General features: G+C 65.3%; 24 protein-coding genes. 7 read left to right on the top strand and 17 right to left on the bottom strand.

The window, feature by feature from the left end; genetic code table 11:
* Positions 1-152 precede the first annotated feature (152 nt).
* From AC0GNO_RS13680 to AC0GNO_RS13660, 5 genes are all read right to left on the bottom strand, one after another.
* Positions 153-530, bottom strand: coding sequence for a hypothetical protein (locus AC0GNO_RS13680; protein ID WP_472889918.1), 378 nt, complete (start codon positions 528-530; stop codon positions 153-155).
* Between the two features lie 180 nt (positions 531-710).
* Positions 711-1,175 (bottom strand): ExbD/TolR family protein, encoded by a 465-nt coding sequence (locus AC0GNO_RS13675; RefSeq protein ID WP_472889917.1) that lies wholly within the window; start codon positions 1,173-1,175, stop codon positions 711-713.
* 55 nt (positions 1,176-1,230) lie between these two features.
* Positions 1,231-1,890, bottom strand: a complete 660-nt coding sequence (locus AC0GNO_RS13670; protein ID WP_472889916.1) for a MotA/TolQ/ExbB proton channel family protein — start codon at positions 1,888-1,890, stop codon at positions 1,231-1,233.
* Between the two features lie 219 nt (positions 1,891-2,109).
* A complete protein-coding gene (gene dapB, locus AC0GNO_RS13665) occupies positions 2,110-2,934 on the bottom strand; it encodes a 4-hydroxy-tetrahydrodipicolinate reductase (RefSeq protein WP_472889915.1) in 825 nt (274 codons plus the stop codon).
* Positions 2,931-3,383 carry an outer membrane protein assembly factor BamE gene (locus AC0GNO_RS13660; protein WP_472904324.1) on the bottom strand — a complete coding sequence of 151 codons (453 nt, stop codon included), beginning with the start codon at positions 3,381-3,383 and terminating at the stop codon, positions 2,931-2,933. Before AC0GNO_RS13660 ends, dapB begins: the two co-directional genes overlap by 4 nt.
* Before the next feature lie 340 nt (positions 3,384-3,723).
* Here AC0GNO_RS13660 and fur point away from each other — a divergent pair, with 340 nt between their 5' ends.
* Positions 3,724-4,164 (top strand): ferric iron uptake transcriptional regulator, encoded by a 441-nt coding sequence (gene fur, locus AC0GNO_RS13655; protein ID WP_472889913.1) that lies wholly within the window; start codon positions 3,724-3,726, stop codon positions 4,162-4,164.
* 63 nt (positions 4,165-4,227) lie between these two features.
* Here fur and hprK read toward each other — a convergent pair whose 3' ends face one another.
* The 4 genes from hprK to AC0GNO_RS13635 form a co-directional block, all read right to left on the bottom strand.
* Entirely contained in the window at positions 4,228-5,178 is a 951-nt protein-coding gene (gene hprK / locus AC0GNO_RS13650) for an HPr(Ser) kinase/phosphatase (RefSeq protein WP_226463849.1), read from the bottom strand.
* On the bottom strand, positions 5,175-5,645 hold the full coding sequence (locus tag AC0GNO_RS13645) for a PTS sugar transporter subunit IIA (protein ID WP_472904323.1): 471 nt from the start codon (positions 5,643-5,645) through the stop codon (positions 5,175-5,177). The genes hprK and AC0GNO_RS13645 overlap by 4 nt, the downstream gene beginning before the upstream one ends.
* 143 nt (positions 5,646-5,788) lie before the next feature.
* On the bottom strand, positions 5,789-6,118 hold the full coding sequence (gene hpf, locus AC0GNO_RS13640; protein ID WP_177132680.1) for a ribosome hibernation-promoting factor, HPF/YfiA family: 330 nt from the start codon (positions 6,116-6,118) through the stop codon (positions 5,789-5,791).
* 152 nt (positions 6,119-6,270) lie between these two features.
* Positions 6,271-7,524: an MFS transporter gene (locus AC0GNO_RS13635; protein ID WP_472904322.1), complete on the bottom strand. Its 1,254-nt coding sequence runs from the start codon at positions 7,522-7,524 to the stop codon at positions 6,271-6,273.
* Between the two features lie 66 nt (positions 7,525-7,590).
* Here AC0GNO_RS13635 and AC0GNO_RS13630 point away from each other — a divergent pair, with 66 nt between their 5' ends.
* Both AC0GNO_RS13630 and corA read left to right on the top strand, forming a co-directional pair.
* Complete coding sequence (locus tag AC0GNO_RS13630; RefSeq protein WP_472904321.1) at positions 7,591-8,859, top strand: patatin-like phospholipase family protein; 1,269 nt, start codon at positions 7,591-7,593, stop codon at positions 8,857-8,859.
* Between the two features lie 211 nt (positions 8,860-9,070).
* The gene (gene corA, locus AC0GNO_RS13625) at positions 9,071-10,057 is read left to right on the top strand and encodes a magnesium/cobalt transporter CorA (protein ID WP_472889909.1); all 987 of its coding nucleotides are present in this window, start codon (positions 9,071-9,073) and stop codon (positions 10,055-10,057) included.
* Here the strand turns inward: corA and AC0GNO_RS13620 are convergent.
* The 4 genes from AC0GNO_RS13620 to AC0GNO_RS13605 all read right to left on the bottom strand — a co-directional run bounded on the left by AC0GNO_RS13620 (position 10,050) and on the right by AC0GNO_RS13605 (position 15,891).
* The gene (locus tag AC0GNO_RS13620) at positions 10,050-10,736 is read right to left on the bottom strand and encodes a 5'-methylthioadenosine/adenosylhomocysteine nucleosidase (RefSeq protein WP_472904320.1); all 687 of its coding nucleotides are present in this window, start codon (positions 10,734-10,736) and stop codon (positions 10,050-10,052) included. The genes corA and AC0GNO_RS13620 overlap by 8 nt on opposite strands.
* 174 nt (positions 10,737-10,910) lie before the next feature.
* Positions 10,911-12,599 (bottom strand): long-chain-fatty-acid--CoA ligase, encoded by a 1,689-nt coding sequence (locus tag AC0GNO_RS13615; RefSeq protein WP_472904319.1) that lies wholly within the window; start codon positions 12,597-12,599, stop codon positions 10,911-10,913.
* 242 nt (positions 12,600-12,841) lie between these two features.
* Positions 12,842-14,260 (bottom strand): Re/Si-specific NAD(P)(+) transhydrogenase subunit beta, encoded by a 1,419-nt coding sequence (gene pntB / locus AC0GNO_RS13610; protein ID WP_472904318.1) that lies wholly within the window; start codon positions 14,258-14,260, stop codon positions 12,842-12,844.
* A gap of 14 nt (positions 14,261-14,274) precedes the next feature.
* Positions 14,275-15,891, bottom strand: a complete 1,617-nt coding sequence (locus tag AC0GNO_RS13605) for a Re/Si-specific NAD(P)(+) transhydrogenase subunit alpha (protein ID WP_472889905.1) — start codon at positions 15,889-15,891, stop codon at positions 14,275-14,277.
* A 206-nt stretch (positions 15,892-16,097) separates the two neighbouring features.
* Between AC0GNO_RS13605 and AC0GNO_RS13600 the strand changes: the two genes are divergently transcribed.
* The 3 genes from AC0GNO_RS13600 (at position 16,098) to AC0GNO_RS13590 (ending at position 18,506) form a co-directional block, all read left to right on the top strand.
* Positions 16,098-16,583, top strand: a complete 486-nt coding sequence (locus tag AC0GNO_RS13600; protein ID WP_472889904.1) for an NUDIX hydrolase — start codon at positions 16,098-16,100, stop codon at positions 16,581-16,583.
* Positions 16,584-16,659: 76 nt separating this feature from the next.
* Complete coding sequence (locus tag AC0GNO_RS13595) at positions 16,660-17,160, top strand: pyridoxamine 5'-phosphate oxidase family protein (RefSeq protein WP_472889903.1); 501 nt, start codon at positions 16,660-16,662, stop codon at positions 17,158-17,160.
* Positions 17,157-18,506 (top strand): GAF domain-containing protein, encoded by a 1,350-nt coding sequence (locus AC0GNO_RS13590; RefSeq protein WP_472889902.1) that lies wholly within the window; start codon positions 17,157-17,159, stop codon positions 18,504-18,506. The genes AC0GNO_RS13595 and AC0GNO_RS13590 overlap by 4 nt, the downstream gene beginning before the upstream one ends.
* Before the next feature lie 18 nt (positions 18,507-18,524).
* Here AC0GNO_RS13590 and AC0GNO_RS13585 read toward each other — a convergent pair whose 3' ends face one another.
* The 4 genes from AC0GNO_RS13585 to AC0GNO_RS13570 form a co-directional block, all read right to left on the bottom strand.
* The gene (locus tag AC0GNO_RS13585; RefSeq protein WP_472904317.1) at positions 18,525-19,268 is read right to left on the bottom strand and encodes a hemerythrin domain-containing protein; all 744 of its coding nucleotides are present in this window, start codon (positions 19,266-19,268) and stop codon (positions 18,525-18,527) included.
* Positions 19,269-19,427: 159 nt separating this feature from the next.
* Positions 19,428-19,832 (bottom strand): alternative ribosome rescue aminoacyl-tRNA hydrolase ArfB, encoded by a 405-nt coding sequence (gene arfB / locus AC0GNO_RS13580; protein ID WP_472889900.1) that lies wholly within the window; start codon positions 19,830-19,832, stop codon positions 19,428-19,430.
* Between the two features lie 88 nt (positions 19,833-19,920).
* A complete protein-coding gene (locus tag AC0GNO_RS13575) occupies positions 19,921-20,460 on the bottom strand; it encodes a cytochrome b/b6 domain-containing protein (RefSeq protein ID WP_472904316.1) in 540 nt (179 codons plus the stop codon).
* A gap of 30 nt (positions 20,461-20,490) precedes the next feature.
* Complete coding sequence (locus AC0GNO_RS13570) at positions 20,491-20,748, bottom strand: PepSY domain-containing protein (protein WP_177132712.1); 258 nt, start codon at positions 20,746-20,748, stop codon at positions 20,491-20,493.
* A 562-nt stretch (positions 20,749-21,310) separates the two neighbouring features.
* On the opposite strand from AC0GNO_RS13570, the gene AC0GNO_RS13565 reads away from it, so the two are divergent.
* Entirely contained in the window at positions 21,311-22,744 is a 1,434-nt protein-coding gene (locus AC0GNO_RS13565; protein WP_472904315.1) for an ethylbenzene dehydrogenase-related protein, read from the top strand.

The following is a 22,744-nucleotide window of genomic DNA, read 5'->3' as shown; positions in this document are numbered from 1 at the left end:
ATTTTAGGGCTTGCAAACAGCAAGGAATCCTTTGCCGCAACAAAGGCACATCCCCAGCCCCAAGAGAAGGGAGGGGATGGGATGGAGGCGCTCCTGCATGCCCCCACCGCAGCCGGTCGCGGCCTGCAGCAGGCCCATGCCCGGAACGCGAATCAGAAGTCCTTGCGCAAGGACCGACTCACCGTACCCGCCGCTTGAATAAACCAATAGACATTGGCTGTCACAATCTGCCCCCCCACGACCTGAAATGTCACAGTCAGCCCCTGCGATGAATCATACGAATAGTCGGACCACTGCAAAGTGCCATTGGTCTCTTGATGCGGAGCTTGCCCCACGATGCCAATCACCTGGGCTTTGCTCATACCCGCGCCGATCGCGTTGAACGAGCTTTCCAGGTTGCGAGCCCCTTGTTTGTCCGGCTCATCGCCATCTTCATTGCCACCGCAGGCAACCAGAACGAGCCCCGCAACACCGGTCAACGCCAGTTTTGCAAAAGCCCGCCGCCCCAATGGATGTTCTCCCCGCTTCATTGACGCACTCCTCAAGTTGGTGAAATTCGCATGACAATCCGGAGGCCGGGGGCGTGGCGCCACCGATACCCACAATCGTAACGAAAGCTTACCGCATAGCCCGGAGCAACACCAATCAGGACATGCGGCATGACGACGGGGCGCAACACCTCATGCAGGCCCCTTGTGGAATTTCAAGCATCACCTGGGTGCACCGGATACCGGCAAGCCGAGCGCTTTCGCGGTATCCGCATCTGTCACAAACCCGATACGGGCCAAACCAGCGGCCTGCGCCATGGCAATGAGTCGAGCCACCTGGCCGTATGGCACGGACGTGTCCAACCGAAGTTGCACCTCGGTCGCCGGATCGCGACGGGCTGTTTCTCGCAGGCGCTCACCCAGCACCTCCATGTCCACCGGCTGCTCGTCCCAGAACATCTGGCCCGAGGCATCCACACCGAGTGAAACAAAGACCTCAGGCTCAGACGCCTGACTCCCGGCAGGATTCGCAGTCCGCGGCAGTTCCAGCTCCAGACGGCTGGCCATGAGGGGCGCCGTGATGATGAAGATCACCAGCAGCACCAGCATCACGTCCACCAGCGGGGTGACGTTGATGTCGCTCATGGGCTGGTGCCCGGCGGGCTTTTCCAGACGACCAAAACTCATGACGGACGTGCTCCGCCGCGCGGCTGAACCTCAGACCCGGAGGGGGCTTTTTGGCTCATACCGCGGACTCCTTGTAGGCCAGCAGTTCGCGCAGGTCGCGGGCGAAGCCCTCCAGGTCGGCCTCGATACGGGCCACCTGGCGGCCGAGCACGTTGTAGGCCAGCACCGCCGGAATGGCGACCGCCAGCCCCGCCGCGGTCATGACCAGCGCCTCACCCACCGGGCCGGACACCTGTTCGATCCGGAACTGGCCATCCAGTCCGATTTCCGTGAGGGCGTGGTAAATGCCCCAGACCGTGCCCAGCAGGCCCACAAACGGTGCGGTGGACCCCACCGTGGCCAGCAGAACCTGCCCAAACTGCAGACGGTGCAGAACCCGGTGCAGCGCATCGCGCAGCACACGGGTGAGCTGCTGGGACCGGTCGCCAGCGGCGGCCAGGGTCTGAGGCGCAGCCTGTTCAATGGTGCGGGCCGCCTGCAGCAGGGGCAACACCAGCCGTCGCGGGTCAAAGGCCTGCAGGCGCTGCTGCGCATCGTCCAGGTGCGCCGCCTGCCAGAAGGCCGCCGTGGACAGCTGCACATCTTTCACGGCCCTGCGAAGCATCCAGCTTTTCCAGAGAATCACCACCCAGCTGGCCACCGACATGACGAGCAACAGCAGTGCCACACTGCGGCTGATCGCATCCCCCTGCAGCACCGTTTGCCACACACCCATTTCAGTTCTCCATGCTTGCGAAACGCCGCCCGAGGTGTACGACCGCGCCCCCCCTGTGGACACCGCCGGGCCGGCTTCGCCGGACCGCTGGTGTCGCCCCCTTGAGGGGGCTGAGGGCTGCGGCTCTGAGCCTGCCTGCGCAGGCTCGGACAGCCCGAAGAAGCATCGACTCTGGCGATGCTGCGACCTGCAAGGCGCGCGAAGCGCTGCGGGGGTGTTTCATTTCGGCAGTCCGAGCACGTCGAACATGTCGTACAGGCCGCTCGTCCTGTTCGCCAGGAAACGCACGGCGCGCAGGCTGCCCTGCGCGTAGGTGACGCGGCTGCTGGATTTGTGCGTGATCTCGATGCGCTCGCCGGTCCCGGCAAACAACACGGTGTGGTCGCCCACGATATCCCCGCCGCGGATGGTGGCGAAACCGATGCTGGACGGGTCACGCTCGCCGGTCACGCCTTCACGGGCGTAGACCGCGCAGTCCTTCAGGTCGCGACCCAGCGCCTGAGCAACCACTTCCCCCATCTTGAGCGCCGTGCCGCTGGGCGCGTCCACCTTGTGCCGATGATGCGCCTCGATGATCTCGATGTCGTAGCCGGTTGACAGCGCCCTGGCCGCCATTTCCAGCAGCTTCAGCGTGACATTCACGCCCACGCTCATGTTGGGGGCCATCATGATGGCGATGGACTTCGAGGCTTCGGCGATGTCGACCTTCTGCGCCTCGCTGAAGCCGGTGGTGCCGATCACCACGTTCACGCCATGCTTCACGCACGCGTGCAGGTGGGCCAATGTGCCCTCGGGCCGGGTGAAGTCGATCAGGAACCGGCTGCCGGCAAGGCCCTGGTCCAGATCGGCTGTGATGGTCACACCGGTGGGCTGACCACCGAAGGCCCCTGCGTCCTGCCCCAGGGCCGGGCTGGACGGAATGTCCAATGCGCCAGTGAGCGTGCAGTCACCGCTGGTGCGCACAGCCTCCACCAGCATCTGCCCCATGCGGCCGCTGGCACCGGCCACACACACACGGTGTGGATGCTGGGGCACGGCGCTCATCGGACAGCTCCCGGGGTTTCCAGGGGTGGGTAGCTGGTGGATGCAGGTGGTGCGGCAGGCACCGGTGGCGGCGCGCCCGCTGGCGTGGCATTGCGCTCCTGGAAGGCCCTGAGCTGCTCGTCCGAGGCTTGCAACGAGGGCACCTTGCCGGACTTGCGCTTCACATCCAGCGATGACACGAACTCCTCTTCACTGGGCAGTTCGTCGGCTTCAAATCGCTCCAGTGCCTCGGCCTTGAAGTACACGGTCAACTTGCGTTGCTGGGTCGCCTGCCCCTGGCGGCGGAACGTGAACACATAGTCCCAGCGGTCGGCGTGGAACACGCTGGCCAACAAGGGCGAACCCAACAGCTCGCGAACCTGCTGGCGCGACATGCCCACCTGCAAGGCCTGGGCCTGTTCGCGCGTGACCACATTGCCCTGGACAATATCGATTTTGTAAGGTGTCACCAGTCCGCCGAGGGTGCTCGCATCGGGCAATTTGTCACCCCATCCGGAACAGGCAGAGAGCATGCCCACTGCGACCAGGGCACTCAAAGCGTGCCTCACGCGACGCGGACTCGCGGCCAGGCAGAAAGAAAAACGGGAAATTGACTGGTGCATGAAGGCAACCCATGTAAGGCACGCGTTACCGCCTTGGGCCGCAGGGACATGCAGCAGGCAACACGCTGGCGATATGATCACTTCATTGTAGCCCCGGGGTCCGGCCTGCCGTGCCGCCTGAGCACCACGTGCATTGGCAACCATGACCGAGGTCCCACCGTTCCATACCATGCCAACAGCCTCGCCCATGACCAACATCGATGAACTGAAAAGCACGGGACTCAAAGCCACGCTGCCGCGACTGAAGATCCTGGAGGTGTTCCAGAACGCCAAGCAGCGCCACATGACGGCCGAAGATGTCTACCGTGTGCTGCTCGAAGAGCATTCCGACATTGGTCTGGCCACGGTGTACCGCGTGCTGATGCAGTTCGAGCAGGCCAGCCTGCTCACGCGCAGCAACTTCGAGTCGGGCAAAGCGGTGTACGAGCTCAACGAAGGGCAGCACCACGACCACCTGGTCTGCCTGGACTGCGGACGGGTGGAAGAATTTTTCGATCCGGAAATTGAAAAACGCCAGCAGATGGTCGCCAAGACGCGTGGCTTCATCCTGCAGGAACACGCCCTGTCGCTTTACGCGAACTGCAACAAGGTGAACTGCCCCCACCGCAGCGAGCCGGGCCACCGCTGACCCAAGCGACACCACTGTGCGTGCCGGACCCGCGCTGAAACGGCAACCACCCTCAAACAGCGATCACTCGCTGTGCAACATCGCCGCCCGGTGGCGCGCAACAAATTCCTGGTAGGTATCGATGCCGCGCAACTGCAGAATCGTATTGCGCACCGCCGCCTCCACCAGAACGGCGATGTTGCGACCCGCCACCACCTGGATCACCGCCTTGCGCACCGGCACACCGAGCACGTCCTGGTACAGCGGCTCGTGCGGCATGCGGTCGTAATCGCGCTCCATGGTTTCCTTGCGCACCAGGTGCACGATCAGGGTCAACCGCATCTTGCGCCGCACCGCGGTCTCGCCAAAGATGGCCTTGATGTCGAGCAGACCGATGCCTCGCACTTCGAGCAGGTTCTGCAGCAGCTCGGGGCAGCGGCCCTCGATGCTGGTCTGGTTGATGCGGTAGAGATCCACCGCATCGTCGGCCACCAGACCGTGGCCGCGTGAAATCAGCTCCAGCCCCAGCTCACTCTTGCCGAGGCCGGATTCACCGGTGATCATCACCCCCATGCCCAGGATGTCCATGAACACGCCGTGCATCGAGGCACGGTCGGCAAAATGGCGCGACAGGTAGGCGCGCAGCACATCGATCACGAAAGCTGCCGGCTCGGGCGTGGCAAACATGGGGATCTGCGCCCGCTCGCACATGGCCATGAGCGCATCGGGCGCGGTCTGCCCATCGGCCACCACCAGCACCGGTGGCTCCAGTGTCACGATGCGCGCCACGCGGCGGCGGTTGTCTTCTTCGCTCGGGCTCGTCAGGTAAGCGACCTCTCGCTCGCCAAACACCTGTACACGATAGGGGTGAATGTAGTTGAGATAACCGACCAGATCGGCCCCGGAACGGGCCTCCCGGATGGCCACCTCGTCAAACCGCCGCTCCGAAGCCCCCAGCCCTGCCACCCACTGCCACTTCAGGGCATCACGGTGGTCTTCAAAGAGGACGTCGGCGCTGACGACGGTGGGTTTCATGCAGCCGCATGGGCCGACTGCCACCCGGTGATCAGGCGATGCAGTGCGCCCGACTCCACCGAGGTCTTCATCTGCTCGCGCAGAACGCTGTCACTCAGCAACTCGGCAATTTCCGAGAGGATTTCCAGGTGTTTCTGGGTTGCCGCCTCGGGCACCAGCAGAAAGATCATCAGCTGCACCGGCTGCTCATCGGGCGCGTCAAAACCGATCGGGCTCGCCAGTTGGAACACCGCCGCCAACGGCTGTTTCAAACCCTTGATGCGACCATGGGGAATGGCGACGCCGTGCCCCAGCCCCGTGGAGCCCAGGCGTTCGCGGGCGAACAAGCTGTCGGTGATCAGGGCCCGGTTGAGACCATGCAGGGTCTCGAACAACAAGCCCGCTTCTTCAAACGCGCGTTTCTTGCTGGTCGCGTCAACGCTGACGAGCACTTGCGCAGCAGGCAATATGGCAGATAGTCGATTCATGGGGGCCTCTTGGACCGCAAATTATGCCGAGTTGAGCGGCGTTGGCTAGACTGCAGGCACAAAAAAGCCGCTTGACTTTTGAAGCGGCCTGTTGCATTGCAACATTGTTTACCGGGCTGCATGGCACGGCCCGGTTCCACGCATCACATCAGGCGCTTGGCCGAGTCGTGGTGGTGGTCTTGGCTCTTGTCTTTGTAGCGCAGAACCTGGCGGTCGAGCTTGTCTGCCAGCTCGTCCACGGCTGCGTACAAATCAGCGTGTGCGCTTTCGGCGAACAAATCCCGGCCTTTCACATGGATATTGCATTCGGCCTTCTGGCGCAAGTCTTTCTCCTTCAGGTTGTCCACTGTCAGCAGCACCTTGATATCGACCACCTGGTCAAAATGTCGGGAAATGCGTTCGAGTTTGGTCGTGACGTAACCGCGCAAGGCGGGCGTGACTTCGAGATGGTGACCGCTGATCGTAAGGTTCATAGAAGAGCCTCCTTATGCTCCGGGTTGACACAAGCCGCCGGACGGGCAGACCTCCCGGCGGCCACGGGGATGTCTTGAGTCCACTATGCCCATGAAACCGCAGGGACGCAAGCCTGCACTGCAAGAAAGCGGGAAATAGCGAACCTTGTCACTCACCCGGGCTGCACCAGATCTCCGGCAGTGGCATGCACCACGCCGCCCGAGCCGTGCATGCGCAGGCGGCGCGCCATCAGGATCGCCGCCACACTGGCGCAGGCGCCCAGCAGACCCGACATCCAGTAGTTCTGCACCAGGCCCGCTGCATCGCGGCTGATGATGAGCCCGCCCAGAAAGGAAGCCAGGCCCATGGCCGCCGATTGCACCGACGCGTTGAGCGCCATGAAGGTGCCGCGCAACGCCGGGTTGGCCGCACCGGTGACCAGCGCCATGCCGGGAATCATGCGGCCACTCATGAATATGAACAGGCTGGTGGACACCACGAGCACGGCCCACAGCGGCCACTGCGGCATGAGTGTGGTCGCCAGCAAGGGCCCGATCACCGTCAGCGCGAGTGCGTTGAACGTGCGCTGCTTGCCCCACCGGTCGGCCAGACGGCCGAACAGCCGTGCCGTGAACAGGGTGGCCATACCGCCGCACAGGTAGAGGTAAGGCACCTCTTCGGCCAGCACGCCCACGTTGGTCTGCATGTAGATGGTGAGGTAGGGCAAAACGGTAAAGCCGGTGAACATCAACAAGGCCGAAAAGACAAAGGCGCGCTGGTGGTTGGGCTCCGCCAGAACCATGCCGATGCCACGCCAGGCAGACGGCCGGTCCGCAGCGCGCAGGTGGTGATCCAGCGTGGGCAAGGTCAGCGCCGCCCCCGCAGCGAACACACCGCTGAGCAGCGCAATGCCGATGAAGGGCGCCTGCCAGCTCAGGTGGCTCGCGAGAAACAGGCCCAGGGGCACGCCCGCGACCGTGGACACCGAGAACGACGACATCACGATGCCCATGGCGCGCCCACGCCGTTCGAACGGAATCACGTCGGCCACGATGGTCTGCGACAGCGCCGACAGCACACCGCCGAACATACCGGCGGCCACCCGAGCGAGCATCAGAAACCCGTAGCCCTGAGCCAGCCCGCAAGCCAGCGTGGCCAGCGCAAACAGCACATACAGCACCAGCAGCAGGCGTTTGCGGTCAAAGCGGTCCACGTAGGTGGCGGCTGCCAGACCCGACACGCCGGCCGCGAGCGTGTAGGCCGAAACCAGCAGGCCGAACTGTGCGTCCGTGATACCAAAGAGCCGCGTGAACTGCGGCCCCAGGGGCATCATGATCATGAAGTCGAGGATGTGGGTGAACTGGATGCCGGCGATGGTCAGCAGCAGCCAGAGCTCGCGGCGGGGTGAGAGTCGGGGATGTGTCATGATTTTGGGCAATGGCACACTGTATCTGCACACACCAGGTGCCCGTCCGGAAGGTTTTTTCATCCTGTGTCCCTCGATACGCTGATCGCCCAGAACCTGCTGGGCACTGATGTGCCCGATCGTTCAGGCGATGCCTGCGCCCTGGTGCTCCTGGGCGGCGGTGCGCGCACCGCCTACCAGGCCGGCGTGCTCAAGGCACTCGCTGCCATGCTGGCAGCCAACAGCCCCGCGGCGGACAACACGGCGCCAGCGTTCCCGTTCAAGTGGCTGTTTGGCACCTCGGCGGGCGCACTCAACGCCAGCTACCTGGCCAGCCGGGCTTCGCTCGGCCTGCAGGCGTTGCCCCAGCTGGCGGCGTTCTGGAGCCAGCTGAGATCGAGCCACATCTACCGGCTGGAGGCCCCGGGCTGGGTGCGCGCCAACCGGGTGTTCGCTGGCTGGACGCTCGCCCGGCAGGTCAAGCGACACCACGCACTGCTCGACACACTGCCCCTGGTCGACACCCTGCACCGTGCGATCGACCTGCCCGGGCTTGAGCGCGCCCTGCTCCAGCACGACATTGACGTGCTGGGCGTCACGGCCTCCAGCTACACCACCGGCGAACACTGGACCTTCTGCCAGACGCGGCCCGATCCGTCCACCCGACCCTGGAGCCGCCCCGGACGGCGCGCGTCCTTCCAGCCCATCACCATCGAACACCTGATGGCGTCGAGCGCCATCCCTTTCCTGTTCCCGGCGGTGCCGCTGTGGGTCGAGGGCCACAAGGAACATTTTGGTGACGGCTCCATGCGCCAGCTCTCGCCGCTGTCGCCCGCCATCCAGTTCGGTGCCCGGCGCATCCTGGTGATGGGCGTCGGGCAGCCTCAGCGCTCCGGCCTGGGTGGCAACGGCAACGGCGAACCCACGGCCGGCACCATCGCCGGCCACGCCATGGCCAGCGTGTTTCACGACACGCTGCAGGCCGACGTGGAGCAGGCGCAGCGGGTCAGCCAGACCCTGAGCCGGCTGCCGCCCGAGCTCGCAACGGCCCTTCCCTACACCCCGCTGGAAGTGCTGGCGCTGCAACCCAGCTTTTCACTCGACGAACTGGCGAGGAAACACATCGGCTCCCTGCCCGCCCCCACGCGCAACACCCTGACCGGCCTGGGGGCGCTCGACACGGGTCGGGGCTCCGCCGGCAGCGCTGCCGCGCTCGCCAGCTACCTGTTGTTTGAACCCGATTTTGTCCATGCGCTGATCGAGTTGGGCGAACACGACGCCTGGCGCCGCAAAGACGAATTGCTGGCCTTTTTTGGAGCAACACAAACGGTCGGCGCATCGCTGGCGATGCCATAATCGGCGGCAGTTCCCTCATGGAGTTCCCAATGGAAAGCACACCCCCCAGTTGCGTGCTTTCAGCCATCCCCGCTCCCGCCTGAGCGCCGCCCCCTGCGCGGTGGCCAGGGCCAGGGCCAGGCGGCAGGACGGCTGAAAGCGCCGTCCGCCCCGCCCGCCGCTGCGGCCTCCGAACGCACCGGCCTCTCAGACACCCCGCCCGGGAGCACCCATGCTCAACGTATTCACCCTGGCCAATGGCCGCCTGTTCCAGGAAGAAATCGAGTCGCTCGAAGAGCTGGCCCAGTTCAAGCCGATCTGGGTCGACCTCGAAGACCCCACGCCCGAAGAGCGCCGCTGGGTCAAACAGCATTTCGGCCTGTCGATCCCCGAAGACGCGATGGACGAGGACATCGAGGAGTCGGCCCGCTTCTTCGAAGAAGACAACGGCGAGCTGCATGTTCGCAGCGACTTCCTGATCGATGACGACGAGGACCCCCGCGCCATCCGCGTGGCCTTCATCCTCAACGAACACAACGACTCGCTCAAGAGCCAGGGCGTGCTGTTCTCCATCCACGACGAAGACGTGCCGGTGTTCCGCCTGCTGCGCATGCGCGCGCGGCGCATGCCCGGCCTGATCGAAAACGCCAAGGATGTGCTCCTGATGCTGTTCGACGCCGACGCCGAATACTGCGCCGACACGCTGGAGAACATCTACGACGACCTGGAGAAAGTCAGTCGCCAGGTGCTGGCGGGTGCCGTGACGGACGACACCGCCGGACAGGTGCTCTCGGCCATTGCGCGCCACGAAGACATGTCAGGCCGCATCCGCCGCAACGTGATGGACACGCGCCGCGCCGTCAGCTTCATGATGCGCACGCGCATGCTGAGCGCCGAGCAGTTCGAAGACGCGCGGCAGATCCTGCGCGACCTCGACTCGCTCGACAGCCACACCGCCTTCCTGTTCGACAAGATCAACTTCCTGATGGACGCGACGGTCGGTTTCATCAACATCAACCAGAACAAGATCATCAAACTGTTCTCGGTGGCCAGCGTGGCGCTGCTGCCCCCGACCATGATCGCCAGCCTCTACGGCATGAACTTCGAATACATGCCGGAACTGAGCCAGAAATGGGGTTACCCGTTTGCGCTGGGATTGATGGTGCTCTCAGCCGTGGGGCCCATGCTTTACTTCCGCAAAAGAGGATGGCTCAAGTGAAGAGCGCCTCGACCACCGCGCCGCTGTAACGGCTGGCCACCTCCCGCAGAAAACGCGGAAAGTCCACGTGCGCGGCGTCGTCGGCGCGGTCGGAGATGGTGCGCACCACCGCCAGCGGCACGGCGAAGTCGTGACACACCTGCGCGAAGGCGGCACCCTCCATGTCCACCGCCAAGGCGTCCGGCAGTTCACGCTGCAAGGCCTGGCTTTCGGCGGTGGTGGCGACAAAGCGGTCGCCGCTGATGAGCAGGCCCTGGTGAAGACGCGGTGTGTGCAGGCCGAACGCGGCCACCGTCTCGGTGCCCAGACGCTGCGGCAGCGTGTGCAACATGCGGTCGCAGGCCAGCTCCAGTGCATCGGTCAGCGCCGAATCGGCATCGAAGCGTGCGCGGCCGTAACCCGGCACCTCGTGGCGGGGAAACAGTGGCGAGGCATCCATGTCGTGCTGAAGGAAACTGCGCGCCAGCACCACATCGCCCACGTTCACGCCTTCACCCAGGCCGCCGGCCACACCGGTGAAGACGATGCGCCGCACGCCAAAGTGCTGGATCAACAGCGCAGCAGTTGTCGCAGCCGCCACCTTGCCGATGCCGCAGAGCACTGCCACCACGTCCTGCCCGTGCAAATGGCCGACCCAGAACGCGCGCCCGGCCACAGTCTGCTTGTGCTCGTCAGGCATCTGCGCCAGCACGGACGCGAGTTCGTTGTGCAGGGCAGAAACGATGGCGATGCATGGACGATCCCCTCCTGCGCCGCTTCGCGGCTTCCCCCCTGGCTGGGGGGACCCCACTGGTGGCCCGGCAAAGCCGGTTCCACGGTGGGTGCTGATAGGCGCTTCTTCAGACACGCGAAATTACTTCTTGTCTCTGAGTTCGCGGCGCAGGATCTTGCCCACCGGGGTCTTGGGCAGTTCGGTGCGGAACTCCACCACCTTGGGCTGCTTGTAGCCGGTGAGGTTGCTCTTGCAGAAGTCGCGCACCTGCGCTTCGGTCAGTGCCGGGTCCTTCTTCACGATCACCAGCTTGACGGCCTCGCCCGACTTGTCGTCGGGTACGCCGACCACAGCGCATTCCATCACGCCCGGCAGTTGGGCCACCACGTCTTCCACCTCGTTCGGGTAGACGTTGAAGCCGCTGACCAGCACCATGTCTTTCTTGCGATCGACGATCTTGAAGTAGCCGCGCTCGTCCATGATGCCCACGTCGCCGCTCTTGAAGAAGCCGTCGGCGGTCATGACCTTGGCGGTTTCATCGGGCCGCTGCCAGTAGCCCGCCATCACCTGCGGGCCCTTGATGGCGATCTCGCCGGCCTGGCCCTGCGGCACTTCGTTGCCCTCGTCGTCCAGGCATTTCATGAAGGTGTTGGGCAGGGGCACGCCGATGGTCGCGGTGAACTCGGTGTTGGTCACCGGGTTGCAGCTCGCCGAGGGGCTGGTTTCGGACAGGCCATAACCTTCACAGATCGGGCAGCCGGTTTTCTCCAGCCAGAGCCTGGCCACCGCGCCCTGCACCGCCATGCCACCACCCACCGACACTTTGAGGTTCTTCCAGTTGACGGTGTTGAAGTCCGGGTGGTTGGCCAGGCCATTGAACAGGGTGTTCACGGCCGGGAAGCTGTGGAAGGTGTGCTTGCTCAGCTCCTTGAGCACCGCCGGCAGGTCGCGCGGATTGGGGATGAGGATCACTTTGCCGCCGGTGCGCATGCCCAGCATCATGTTCACCGTGAAGGCGAAGATGTGGTACAGCGGCAGGGCGCAGACACTGGTGGGCTGCTCGCCCGCCGGCACCTGCTTCATCACCGGGTCGTTCCAGGCTTCGGACTGCAGCACGTTGGCGATCACGTTGCGGTGCAGCAGCACCGCGCCCTTGCTCACGCCGGTGGTACCGCCGGTGTACTGCAGCACGGCCACGTCTTCCGGCCCGATCTCGGGGCGCTTGAGCGTGCCGCGTGTGCCCCTGGCAATGGCGTCATTGAAGCGCACCGCCTGCGGCAGGCTGAAGGTGGGCACCATCTTCTTCACGTTGCGCACCACGTAGTTGACGATGGCGCCCTTGAGCAGGCCCAGCAGGTCGCCCATCGCGGCCAGCACCACGTGCTTGACCGGCGTGTTCGCGATGCACTGCTCCAGCGTGCCGGCGAAGTTCTCGATGATGACGATGGCCTTGGCGCCCGAGTCCTTGAGCTGGTGCTCCAGCTCACGCGGGGTGTACAGCGGGTTCACGTTGACCACCACAAAGCCCGCGCGCAGGATGCCCGCCACCGCCACCGGGTACTGCGGCACGTTGGGCATCATGATCGCCACGCGGTCGCCCTTGACCAGGCCCAGCCCCTGCAGGTAGGCCGCGAAGGCCTGCGACAGGCTGTCGGTCTGGGCGAAGCTGAGCTCCTTGCCCATGAAGCTGTAGGCGGTGCGGGCCGCGTTTTTGTGGAAGCTCTCCTCCATCAGATGCACCAGCGACGGGTACTGCGCCACATCGATGTCGGCGGGCACACCTGCGGGGTAGGCGCCCAGCCAGGGACGATCGGCCGTCGGTTCGGTCATGCGGTATCTCCAGATCTCTTGTGGGTTGTCGGCAACTGCGCATTGTCGTCCGGGCCGAGGTCTTTCGGCCTCGTGTTTTTCCCTTACGAACGACTGACAGGCTACTCTAAAACCTGTGGTGTCCTTGCCTCAGTGCTACAAAAACAAAGAGCCTGTGGTGACACCGGCTCTTTGTTTTTTCTGGTGCGGCATCGCCAAAGCGCATCGATCACCACCCGCCCATCGCCCGGGCCAATGCGCGGTCAGGTCTTCAAAGCGACCAGGACCTCGTCGAGCATCTTCTTCGCATCGCCGAACAGCATGCGGTTGTTGTCCTTGTAGAAGAGCGGGTTGTCCACGCCCGCATAGCCCGAAGCCATGCTGCGCTTCATGACGATGGAAGTGCGCGCCTTCCAGACCTCCAGCACCGGCATGCCGGCGATGGGGCTGGTCGGGTCTTCCTGCGCCGCCGGGTTCACGATGTCGTTGGCGCCGATCACGATGGCCACATCGGTGTCGGGGAAGTCGTCGTTGAGCTCGTCCATCTCGAACACGATGTCGTAGGGCACCCGGGCCTCGGCCAGCAGCACGTTCATGTGGCCCGGCATGCGGCCGGCCACCGGATGGATGCCGAAGCGCACGTTGACGCCCTTCTCGCGCAGGTGCCTGGTGATCTCGAACACCGTGTGCTGCGCCTGCGCCACCGCCATGCCGTAGCCAGGCACGATGATTACGTTCTTGGCTTCGCGCAGCATCTCGGCGGTCTCGCCGGCGAGGATGGGGTTGACTTCACCGACGGGCTCGGCGGCACCGCCTGCTGGCTTGGGTGCGGCGCTGGTGGTGCCGAAGCCGCCGGCGATCACGCTGATGAAGCTGCGGTTCATCGCGTTGCACATGATGTAGGACAGGATGGCGCCGCTGGACCCGACCAGCGCACCGGTCACGATCAGCAGGTCGTTGCTCAGCATGAAGCCGGTGGCCGCGGCCGCCCAGCCCGAATAGCTGTTGAGCATCGACACCACCACCGGCATGTCGGCGCCGCCGATGGCCATCACCATGTGGATGCCGAACAGCAGCGCGATGGCGCTCATGACGAACAGCGGGAGCATGCCGTCCTGCAGCGTCTCGGCCTGCAGGAACAGGCGGCCGAAATAGATCACCGCGATCAGACCGGCCAGGTTCATCCAGTGGCGGCCGGGCAGCAGCATCGGCTTGCCACCGATACGGCCCGACAGCTTGCCGAAGGCGATGACCGAGCCCGAGAAGGTGACCGCGCCGATGAAGATGCCGATGTAGATCTCCATCGCGTGGATGGTGTGCGCGGCGCTGTCGAGGTTCTTGGAGGCTTCCGGGTCGACGTAGGTGGCGTAGCCCACCAGCACCGCGGCCATGCCGACCATGCTGTGCATCAGCGCCACCAGCTCGGGCATCTGGGTCATCTGCACGGTGCGCGCGGCGTACAGTCCGATGGCCCCGCCGACCACCATGGCCCCGATGATCCAGGGAATGCCGGCGGCGGTGACCTGCGGGCCGAACACCGTGGCCGCCACGGCCAGTGCCATGCCGACCATGCCGTACAGGTTGCCGCGGCGCGCCGTTTCCTGGTTCGACAGGCCGCCCAGGCTGAGGATGAAGAGAATGGTCGCTCCGATGTAGGAGACCGTGGCCAGACTTGCAGACATTCAGGGTCTCCTTCTTATTTGCGGAACATCGCCAGCATGCGCTGGGTGACGGCAAAGCCGCCGAACATGTTGATGGCGGTCAGCACCAGTGCCAGTGCAGCCAAAGCCATGATCAGCGTGTTGGGTCGCCCGGCCGCGCTGGCCATGGGCGAGATCTGCACCAGCGCGCCGATGGCGATGATGGAGCTGATCGCGTTGGTCACGCTCATCAGCGGCGTGTGCAGCGCGGGCTTGACGTTCCACACCACCATGTAGCCGACGAAGCAGGCCAGCACGAACACCGTGAAGTGCGACAGGAACGCGGCCGGCGCGTAGGCCCCCACCAGCGCGAACAACACCGCCGTGACGCCGGCCACGATGGCCAGCTTGCCCGCGGGCATGGGCCCCGAGGCCTCGCCATGGCCGTGGCCTTTCTTCGCAGCGGGAGCCGCAGCGGGCTTGGCCACCGGCTTCGGTGCCGCCACCAGCGGCGGGGCCGGCCAGGTGATCTCGCCGTTCTTGATCACGGTCAGACCGCGGATGGCGTCGTCTTCCATGTTGACGTTGATGACGCCGTCCTTGGTCTTGCACAGCTCTTCGCTCAGGCGAAACAGGTTGGTCGCGTACAGCGTGGACGACTGGCGGGCCATGCGCGAGGCCAGGTCGGTGTAGCCAACGATGGTCACGCCGTGGCGCACCACCGCTTCACCGGGCACGGTCAGCTCGCAGTTGCCGCCCTGCTCGGCCGCCATGTCGACGATCACGCTGCCGGGCTTCATGGACTTCACCATCTCGGCCGTGATCAGCTTGGGCGCCGGCTTGCCCGGGATCAGCGCGGTGGTGATGATGATGTCGACTTCGCGCGCCTGCTTGGCGTACATCTCGCGCTGGGCCTGCTGGAAACCTTCGCTCATGACCTTGGCGTAACCGCCACCGCCCGAGCCCTCTTCTTCGTAGTCGACCTTGACGAACTCGCCGCCCAGCGAGACCACCTGGTCGGCCACCTCGGCGCGCGTGTCGTTGGCGCGCACGATGGCGCCCAGGCTGGCCGCAGCACCGATGGCGGCCAGACCGGCCACGCCGGCACCGGCGATGAACACCTTGGCCGGCGGCACCTTGCCCGCGGCCGTGATCTGGCCGTTGAAGAAGCGGCCGAAGGCGTTGGCCGCCTCGACCACGGCGCGGTAGCCGCTGACGCCAGCCATCGAGGTCAGCGCGTCCATCTTCTGCGCCCGGCTCAGCGTGCGCGGCAGCGCGTCGATGGACAGCACCGTGACCTTCTGCGCCGCCAGCAACTGCATCAGCTCCGGGTTCTGGGCCGGCCAGATGAAGCCGATCAGCGTCTGCCCTGCGTGCATCAGCGCCACTTCGTCTGGCGTCGGGGCGCGCACCTTGAAGACGATGTCGCTGCCGCTCCACAGCTCGGCAGCGGTGGGCGCAATGGTCGCGCCGGCTTCCACGTAGTCGGCGTCGCTGAGTTGGGCCAGCTCGCCCGCGCCGCTTTCCACCACCACGGCAAAGCCCAGTTTGACCAGTTTGACCACGGCCTCGGGCACGGTGGCGACCCGTTTTTCGCCCGGGAAAATTTCCCGCGGCACGCCAATGCGCTGCGGTGTGGGTGCGATGGTGTCGGTCGTTGCACCAGAAGTCATGGGATTCCTCGCTCACTCGTGGATGAATTGCGCGCCAGCTTAACCGATGGCACCCACGGCCCCGGCGCGCGCAAACCCTTGTCGCACAAGGACTTGTGCCCGCGGCGGTGGCGACGCCAGGCCACTGGACCTCGCGCACATTTCACGATATGGAAGGACCTCCCGTTTCAAGGAACGCCCGACCGGTCGGCCGGGATAATGCTTCCATGAACATCCGATGGAAACCCAGCGTCACCGTGGCCGCGATCATCGAGCGCGACGGCCGTTACCTGCTGGTCGAAGAACACACCCCGGAAGGTCTGCGCCTGAACAACCCGGCCGGCCACCTGGACCCGGGCGAGAGCCCGCTGCAGGGCGTTGCGCGCGAGGCGCTGGAGGAAACCGCCCACGCATTCACGCCGACCGCGCTGGTGGGTGTTTACCTCTCGCGCTTCCAGCGTCCCGCCACCGGCGAGGACATCACCTACCTGCGCTTCGCCTACACCGGTGATGTCGGCCCCCAGCAGCCCGACCGTGAGCTCGACACCGGCATCGTGCGCACCCTGTGGATGACGCCCGACGAGATCCGCGCCAGCGCCGAACGGCACCGCAGCCCGCTGGTGCAACGCTGCATCGAAGACCACCTGGCGGGGCAACGCTTTCCCGTGGACCTGGTGTTCACCGATCCTTCGGTGCTGCAGCCACCAGCCTGACGGGCTCGCACCGCTTGGCTGCGAGCGGGCGGCTGGCTATCATGCGGTGCTTGTCCGACACGAGGTCCCGCACACCGTGGAAACACCCGCCGCCACACCGCTGCTGCCACCGGATCACCTCGCCATGATGGCGCGCGGGGTCTCGGTGATCGTCAGCTCCTGCGGCCACGACCTCACGCCCAGCCTGATGCGCGCAGTGGGCAGCCAGATCAGCCCGCAGGGTGACCGCATCACGGTGTTCCTCAACCGCCAGCAGTCCACCCAGTTGCTGCGCGACGTCGCCAGCACCGGACGCGTGGCGGTGGTGTTCAGCGAACCGCACAGCCACCGCACGGTGCAGCTCAAGTCGCGCCAGGCGCGCCTGCGCGAGGTCACAGCGGACGACGCGCCCGCCCTGCAGCGCTACCTGCAGGCGATGCAGGGCGAGCTGGCCCGCATCGGCTTCACGCCCGATTTTGCCGCCGCCATGCTGGCGCACCGCTTCGACGACCTGAGCGCCATCGAGTTCACGCCGTCGCAGGCCTTCGACCAGACGCCCGGCCCGAACGCCGGCCAGCCGCTGGGGGTGAACCCATGAACGCGGTCACCCTCGGTGAAGTGCGCCCCTGCCTGGAAGGCGCCATCCCGGCCATCATGGCCACCTGCGCGGCCGACGGCACGCCCAACGTGGCCTACATCTCGCAGGTTTTCTACGTGGACGAGCGGCACGTGGCGCTGTCGTTCCAGTTCTTCAACAAGACGCGCCAGAACATCCTGGCCCACCCGCGCGCCACCGTGTTGCTGCTGCACCCGGTGACCGCGCAGTTCTACCGCCTGCACCTGGGCTACCTGCGCACCGAGACCGGGGGCCCGGTGTTCGAGAGCATGAAGGCCCAGCTCGCGGGCATCGCCTCGCACAGCGGCATGGCCAGCGTGTTCGTGCTGCGCGGCGCCGACGTGTACGAGGTACTCGGCATCGAGCGCCTGGACGGTCAACCCCTGCCGGCAGCCGCACCGCGCTGCAGCCTGCTGGGCGCACTGCGCCGCGGCAGCTCGCGCCTGGCCCAGGCCACCACGCTCGCCGCCGCGCTGGAGGCCACGCTGCAGACACTGGAACAGGACATGGACATCCCGCACGCCATGGTGCTGATCCTCGACCCCGCCACGCAGCGGCTCTACACCGTGGCCAGCCGCGGTTACGCCACCTCGGGCGTGGGCTCGGAAATCGCGCTGGGCGACGGCGTGATCGGCGTGGCCGCGCGCGAGGGCACACCGGTGCGCATCATGCACATGACCAGCGCCTACCTCTACAGCCAGGCGGTGCGCAGCGGCCTGGAAGACCGGGGTCTGCTGGACACGCCGGCCTGCACCGAGATCCCCTACCCCGGCCTGCCCGAGCCGCACAGCCAGCTCGCCGTGCCGCTGCGCTCGGCCGGCCGCGTGCTGGGCGTGCTGTTCGTGGAGAGTCCGCAGGACCTGCGCTTCAGTTTCGAGGACGAAGACCTGCTGGTCACGCTGGGCGGCCAGCTGGCCGCGGCGATCGACCTGATGCAGGAAGAGCCGGAAGCCGCCGCAGCCACCGGGGACGGCGAAGCCACGCTCGCCGCCCTGCCCCGGGGACCGGCGCTGCAGGTGCACTATTACCCGGCCAACGACAGCGTCTTCATCGACAACGCCTACCTCATCAAGGGCGTGGCCGGCGCCATCTTGTGGAAGCTGCTGCGGGACCACCAGCGCAGCGGCCGCAGCGAGTTCAGCAACCGCGAGCTGCGGCTCGACACCACGCTGGGCCTGCCCGACGTGGCCGACAACCTCGAAGCGCGCCTGCTGCTGCTCTCGCGCCGCCTGCAGGAGCAGTGCCCCAAGCTCTGCATTGAAAAGACCGGCCGCGGGCGCTTCCGCCTGTGCGTGGGCGGGCCGGTCGAACTCCAGGCCGTGGCCTGAAGTCCGAGCGCCCGCACCTTACACCGCCGCCGCCAGACCCGGCACCGCGGGCAGTCCCAGGCCCTGCGTGAGCTTGGCCCAGTCGCGCGGGCTCAGGTGCGGCTGCACGACATCGAGCACGGCCTGGAACACCGGCGCCGGCGCGCCCTGGCGCATGCCACCGAGCACCTGCAGGCGCTCCAGCGCGTGCATCTGCGGCAGCATCCAGCGCATCACCTGCATCATGTCGGCCGGCTCGATCGTGGCCACCAGCGCGTCGTGGATGGCGCGCAGCTCGGTGTCGGTGTAGGCGCTCCAGAGTGCGGCGTTGTGCCGCGTCTCCTCCACGTGCATGTGCTGCAGGTTGTCGGCGACGAAGAGCGAGAGTTCCAGGTACAGCGCGTGCAGGGCGCCCGCCTGCAGCTGCGCGTCCAGCCCAGTCAGTTGCTGCGCCGCCGCCCGCAGTCGCTGAATGTGGTGCAGGTGCTCGACGTGATCCTGTGCCACCTCGCCGCAGACACCCGGTATGCGGGCCTCGATCGCCGGGTGCACAAAGCTGTTTTCGTGCTGCACGTGCGCTTCGCACTGCGCCATCAGCCCGATCACGCGCCCGCTGGCGTCGGCCACGTCCTGCGGGTCCGACGGGTCGGCGCGACCGACCGCGAGCAGGGTGTCGGTCATCACGGCGCGCAGCGCCTTGTGGATGCCAGCGTAGAGGTTTTCGCGCGAGCTGCTGGTGCTGGCCGCGGCCAGCTGGTTCATTTCCTGTTGGGTGAACTGCATGAAGACTTCCTTGGGCGGAACGGGTCCGCGTTTGCTGCCTGGCGGCGGCGCCCCATGCGTCACCTGCCATGGAAGAAAGTCTAAAAATCCGGCCGCGGGCGCGCTGCTAAATTGCGCTTAAGAACATCCTAAAAAATACCTAAACGGCGCGCCGGGCGTTCAATCGACGCCGCGCACCCGTCCACGCTGCTGCTTCACCTGCGAGCGCGTGGCCTTGCCTTCGAGCCGGCGCTGTTTGGAACCGAAAGTGGGCTTGGTGGGCTTGCGCGCCTTGGGCAGCGTGGCCACGCTGTCCACCAGCGCCTGCAGCCGCTCCAGCGCCTCGGCCTTGTTCTGTTCCAGGCTGCGGCTGGTCTGCGCCTTGATCACCACCACGCCCTCGGTGGTGATGCGCTGGTCGCTCAGGGCCAGCAGGCGCTCCTTGACGGCTTCAGGCAGTGACGACGCGTGCACCGCGAAACGCAGGTGCACCGCGTTGGACACCTTGTTGACGTTCTGCCCGCCCGCGCCTTGCGCGCGGATGGCGGTGAAATCCACTTCGGCGGGGTTGACGGTGGCGGGCATGGCGGCAGTGTGCCATGCGCCCGGCGACCCGCGCTGCGGTGGAGCCCCGGTCCACGCCAGTGAAGGCGTGGGACGCAAGGGGGACATTTCAGTACGTTTCTTTGATCCCGGTGACCATGGCCTTGACCAGGCGCGTGCGCTCCAGTCGACCCATCACGATCGCGGCAGCACCGTGCAGGCCGGCCGACAGCAGCAGGAGATCACCGGCCAGCGCATGCAGATCCTGCAGCCATTCTTCGCCCCAGAAGGCGTCGAGCGACTGCATCCAGCCCGTAACCCCGAGCGCCAGCACCAGCGCCATGAGCACCAGCATCATCACGGCGCCGAGCGGGTTGTGACCCCAGTGTTTCTCGGGCTGGCCCGAGAACATCCCGCGCAGGTGCCGCATCAGGCGGGCCGGCGTGGGAAAGAAGTCGGCAAACCGGGCGTGCTTCGAACCAATGAAGCCCCAGACGATGCGGGTCACCACCAGTGCGCTGGCCAGATAGCCCAGCCACTGGTGCAGGTCTTCACCGTCGTCCAGCACAAAGCTGTTGAGCAGCACACAGGACACCAGCGTCCAGTGGAAGACCCGCACGAAGCGGTCCCACACGGGGCGCGCCGTGACCGGCGATGCGGAGAGGTTCATCGTTGCATGCATACGGCCCGCCTCGCTGGCTTATTTGGTTTCCAGAACGGCCGCGGTGACCGGGTCGAAATAGATCTCGACCTTCTTGCCGGTCTTGTCAAAGCCATAGATCTCGTAGCACTGGCCCTTGCTGACCTTGAAGGTCTTGATCTGGTAACCCTGGTCTTCCAGACCCTTTTTGAAGCTGGCTTCGGGCATCCATTTTTCCTTCGGGGCATTGCACGCAGGACCTGCCAGCGCCACACCAGAAACAGCCAACAGAACCGCAGAGAGAACAACCGATTTCATGAAAGTGATCCTTTTTCAATAGCAACCCAGCAAGTGCTGGTGGATGTATTGAAAGAGTTCAAGATGAAGCTTCGCTTAAGGGGTCCGGTAACAAACGTGAGCTTGCGTGGTTCACCGTAACCGGTTGTGCGGCCCTTTTCACCGACCACCAGGAGGCCGGTTCAGAACAGAAATCGGCGCAGCAGGCGCGCTCCCACACGATGCGGTTCAGAACCGGGGGTTGGTCTGGCGGGTTTGGGCGCTTTGGGCCGTGTGGGCACACGAACGTTTGCAAACATCCAACCGGCCTCAGCCCCCACAGCAAAGGCTGTGACGGGCAAGGTTCTGACCTTCAACGGATTGAATCTGCCCGGATGTGTTGAAGCACCTCCTGCGCAATCCCGCAAAAGTCCACGTCTTTTCCCCGACCAATTGTTAGGCGAGCCTTAAATCGAAGGCCTATTTTTAAGACTGTTGCCCTATGGCTGACAGCTCGCGGTCGCCCATGGCATTTATTGACAAATATCAACCGAGGCCTGCCGGTGAGGCCTAGGCTGAGCGCTCATCTTCACAGGAGCCACCCATGAAAAAAACCACTGCGCAAAGCGGCCTGCTGGTCGCCGTGGCGTTGTTCGGCGGAGCCTTGCTGCTCTCCTGGATCACCCACGGCACCGGTGTCGTGCGCGACGACCCCAAGCGCAACATCAGCATCCCCCAGCAGTTGACCGTGCCCCTGCAGGTGCAGGCCGCCTACAACGGCAGCGACATGTTCTTCCGCTACCGCTGGCCCGCCGAGAAGCCGGGCATCTTTCACGACGTCGTCATGTTCGAGGACGGCAAGTGGGTCACCAAAGGCAAGGCGGTCCCCGGCTCTGAGCCCAATGGCCTGCACGAGGACCGCGTGGCCATGATGCTGGACGACGGCAGCGTGCCCGAGTTCGCGCGCTACGGTGGTTACCTGGCCATCGGCCCCGGCATCGCCACCTTCTCAAAGCATGCGGCGGGCGACGACGTGAAGGCGCACCCTTACCTGGGCAAAAAGCTCAAGCAGGAAGAGGTCAGCAAGCACCTGCCGCAGACGCGTACCGACATCAACGACTGGGCCAGCACGCAGACCGAAGACACCTTGAAGGCGCAACGGGCCGCCGGCTACTTCCTGGACCTGTGGCACTGGCGCGGTCATCGCTCCAACCCGATCAACATGTCCGACGACCAGGTGGTCGCCGAAGCGCGGATGGGCGATGCCGGCAAGAGCAGCGCGGCGTCCAACTGGGACGGTGAACTCAAGCAACCCAAGCTGATGTTCAACAGCGCCACCACCGGCTACAAGGCCCTGAAGTGGGACGATGTGGCGGGCGGCAAGCTGTCGCAGGACAGCACCTACTTCCTGCGCGACGGGGACGCGGTGCCATTTGATCCTGCTGCCGGATGGCAGAACGGCGACACCCTGCCCCGGCGCATCCTGCGCACGCCCGAAGAATCGATGGCCGATATTGCCGTGCAAGGCAAAGGGCGCTGGGCCGATGGTTTCTGGGACGTGACGCTCACGCGCAAGCTCGACACCGGCCATCCGCTGGACGACAAGGTCCTGAAAGACCAGGGCGCCTACGCGGTGGCGTTCGCCATCCACCGCAACGCCACCGGTGGGCGCTGGCACTACGTGTCACTGCCGGCCACGCTGGGCCTGGGCCGCGACGCCCACATCGTGGCGCAGAAGTTCGACGGCGCCGCGCCCGTCTGGAAAGACCAGTGGACCACGGTGGAGCTCTTCTACCCCGGCCAGGTGAGCTGGCCGCACCTCAACAGCACACGGCACGCTGGCGCGAGGTTCATCAAACAGGGACAACCCGTGACCACGCACCACGGTGTGGACCAGCTCAAGCACTACGGCATCGAAGCCGAATTCGCCAGCGAGATCTACAACCAGTGGCGCTGGACGCTGCTCGCCGGCCTCGCGCTGATCGCGGCATTCGGCTTTGCCCTCAACCAGTTGCTCAAGCGCAATACAGGAGTTTGA

The sequence above is a fragment of the Hydrogenophaga sp. L310 genome (genome assembly GCF_055703065.1).
The sequence above is the reverse complement of the archived record's forward strand: the minus strand, read 5'-3'. Positions and strand labels throughout refer to the sequence as shown.

What these genes read in the sequence shown, in the direction of transcription:
- AC0GNO_RS13585 (WP_472904317.1), bottom strand. Translation starts at nt 19,268, where the DNA reads ATGCAGTTCACCCAACAGGAAATGAACCAGCTGGCCGCGGCCAGCACC.
- hprK (WP_226463849.1), bottom strand. Translation starts at nt 5,178, where the DNA reads ATGAAACCCACCGTCGTCAGCGCCGACGTCCTCTTTGAAGACCACCGT.
- arfB (WP_472889900.1), bottom strand. Translation starts at nt 19,832, where the DNA reads ATGCCCGCCACCGTCAACCCCGCCGAAGTGGATTTCACCGCCATCCGC.
- dapB (WP_472889915.1), bottom strand. Translation starts at nt 2,934, where the DNA reads ATGAGCGCCGTGCCCCAGCATCCACACCGTGTGTGTGTGGCCGGTGCC.
- fur (WP_472889913.1), top strand. Translation starts at nt 3,724, where the DNA reads ATGACCAACATCGATGAACTGAAAAGCACGGGACTCAAAGCCACGCTG.
- AC0GNO_RS13565 (WP_472904315.1), top strand. Translation starts at nt 21,311, where the DNA reads ATGAAAAAAACCACTGCGCAAAGCGGCCTGCTGGTCGCCGTGGCGTTG.
- AC0GNO_RS13575 (WP_472904316.1), bottom strand. Translation starts at nt 20,460, where the DNA reads ATGAACCTCTCCGCATCGCCGGTCACGGCGCGCCCCGTGTGGGACCGC.
- AC0GNO_RS13620 (WP_472904320.1), bottom strand. Translation starts at nt 10,736, where the DNA reads ATGCCTGACGAGCACAAGCAGACTGTGGCCGGGCGCGCGTTCTGGGTC.
- AC0GNO_RS13605 (WP_472889905.1), bottom strand. Translation starts at nt 15,891, where the DNA reads ATGACTTCTGGTGCAACGACCGACACCATCGCACCCACACCGCAGCGC.
- AC0GNO_RS13590 (WP_472889902.1), top strand. Translation starts at nt 17,157, where the DNA reads ATGAACGCGGTCACCCTCGGTGAAGTGCGCCCCTGCCTGGAAGGCGCC.
- AC0GNO_RS13680 (WP_472889918.1), bottom strand. Translation starts at nt 530, where the DNA reads ATGAAGCGGGGAGAACATCCATTGGGGCGGCGGGCTTTTGCAAAACTG.
- corA (WP_472889909.1), top strand. Translation starts at nt 9,071, where the DNA reads ATGCTCAACGTATTCACCCTGGCCAATGGCCGCCTGTTCCAGGAAGAA.
- AC0GNO_RS13615 (WP_472904319.1), bottom strand. Translation starts at nt 12,599, where the DNA reads ATGACCGAACCGACGGCCGATCGTCCCTGGCTGGGCGCCTACCCCGCA.
- AC0GNO_RS13645 (WP_472904323.1), bottom strand. Translation starts at nt 5,645, where the DNA reads ATGAATCGACTATCTGCCATATTGCCTGCTGCGCAAGTGCTCGTCAGC.
- hpf (WP_177132680.1), bottom strand. Translation starts at nt 6,118, where the DNA reads ATGAACCTTACGATCAGCGGTCACCATCTCGAAGTCACGCCCGCCTTG.
- pntB (WP_472904318.1), bottom strand. Translation starts at nt 14,260, where the DNA reads ATGTCTGCAAGTCTGGCCACGGTCTCCTACATCGGAGCGACCATTCTC.
- AC0GNO_RS13570 (WP_177132712.1), bottom strand. Translation starts at nt 20,748, where the DNA reads ATGAAATCGGTTGTTCTCTCTGCGGTTCTGTTGGCTGTTTCTGGTGTG.
- AC0GNO_RS13670 (WP_472889916.1), bottom strand. Translation starts at nt 1,890, where the DNA reads ATGGGTGTGTGGCAAACGGTGCTGCAGGGGGATGCGATCAGCCGCAGT.
- AC0GNO_RS13675 (WP_472889917.1), bottom strand. Translation starts at nt 1,175, where the DNA reads ATGAGTTTTGGTCGTCTGGAAAAGCCCGCCGGGCACCAGCCCATGAGC.
- AC0GNO_RS13635 (WP_472904322.1), bottom strand. Translation starts at nt 7,524, where the DNA reads ATGACACATCCCCGACTCTCACCCCGCCGCGAGCTCTGGCTGCTGCTG.
- AC0GNO_RS13600 (WP_472889904.1), top strand. Translation starts at nt 16,098, where the DNA reads ATGAACATCCGATGGAAACCCAGCGTCACCGTGGCCGCGATCATCGAG.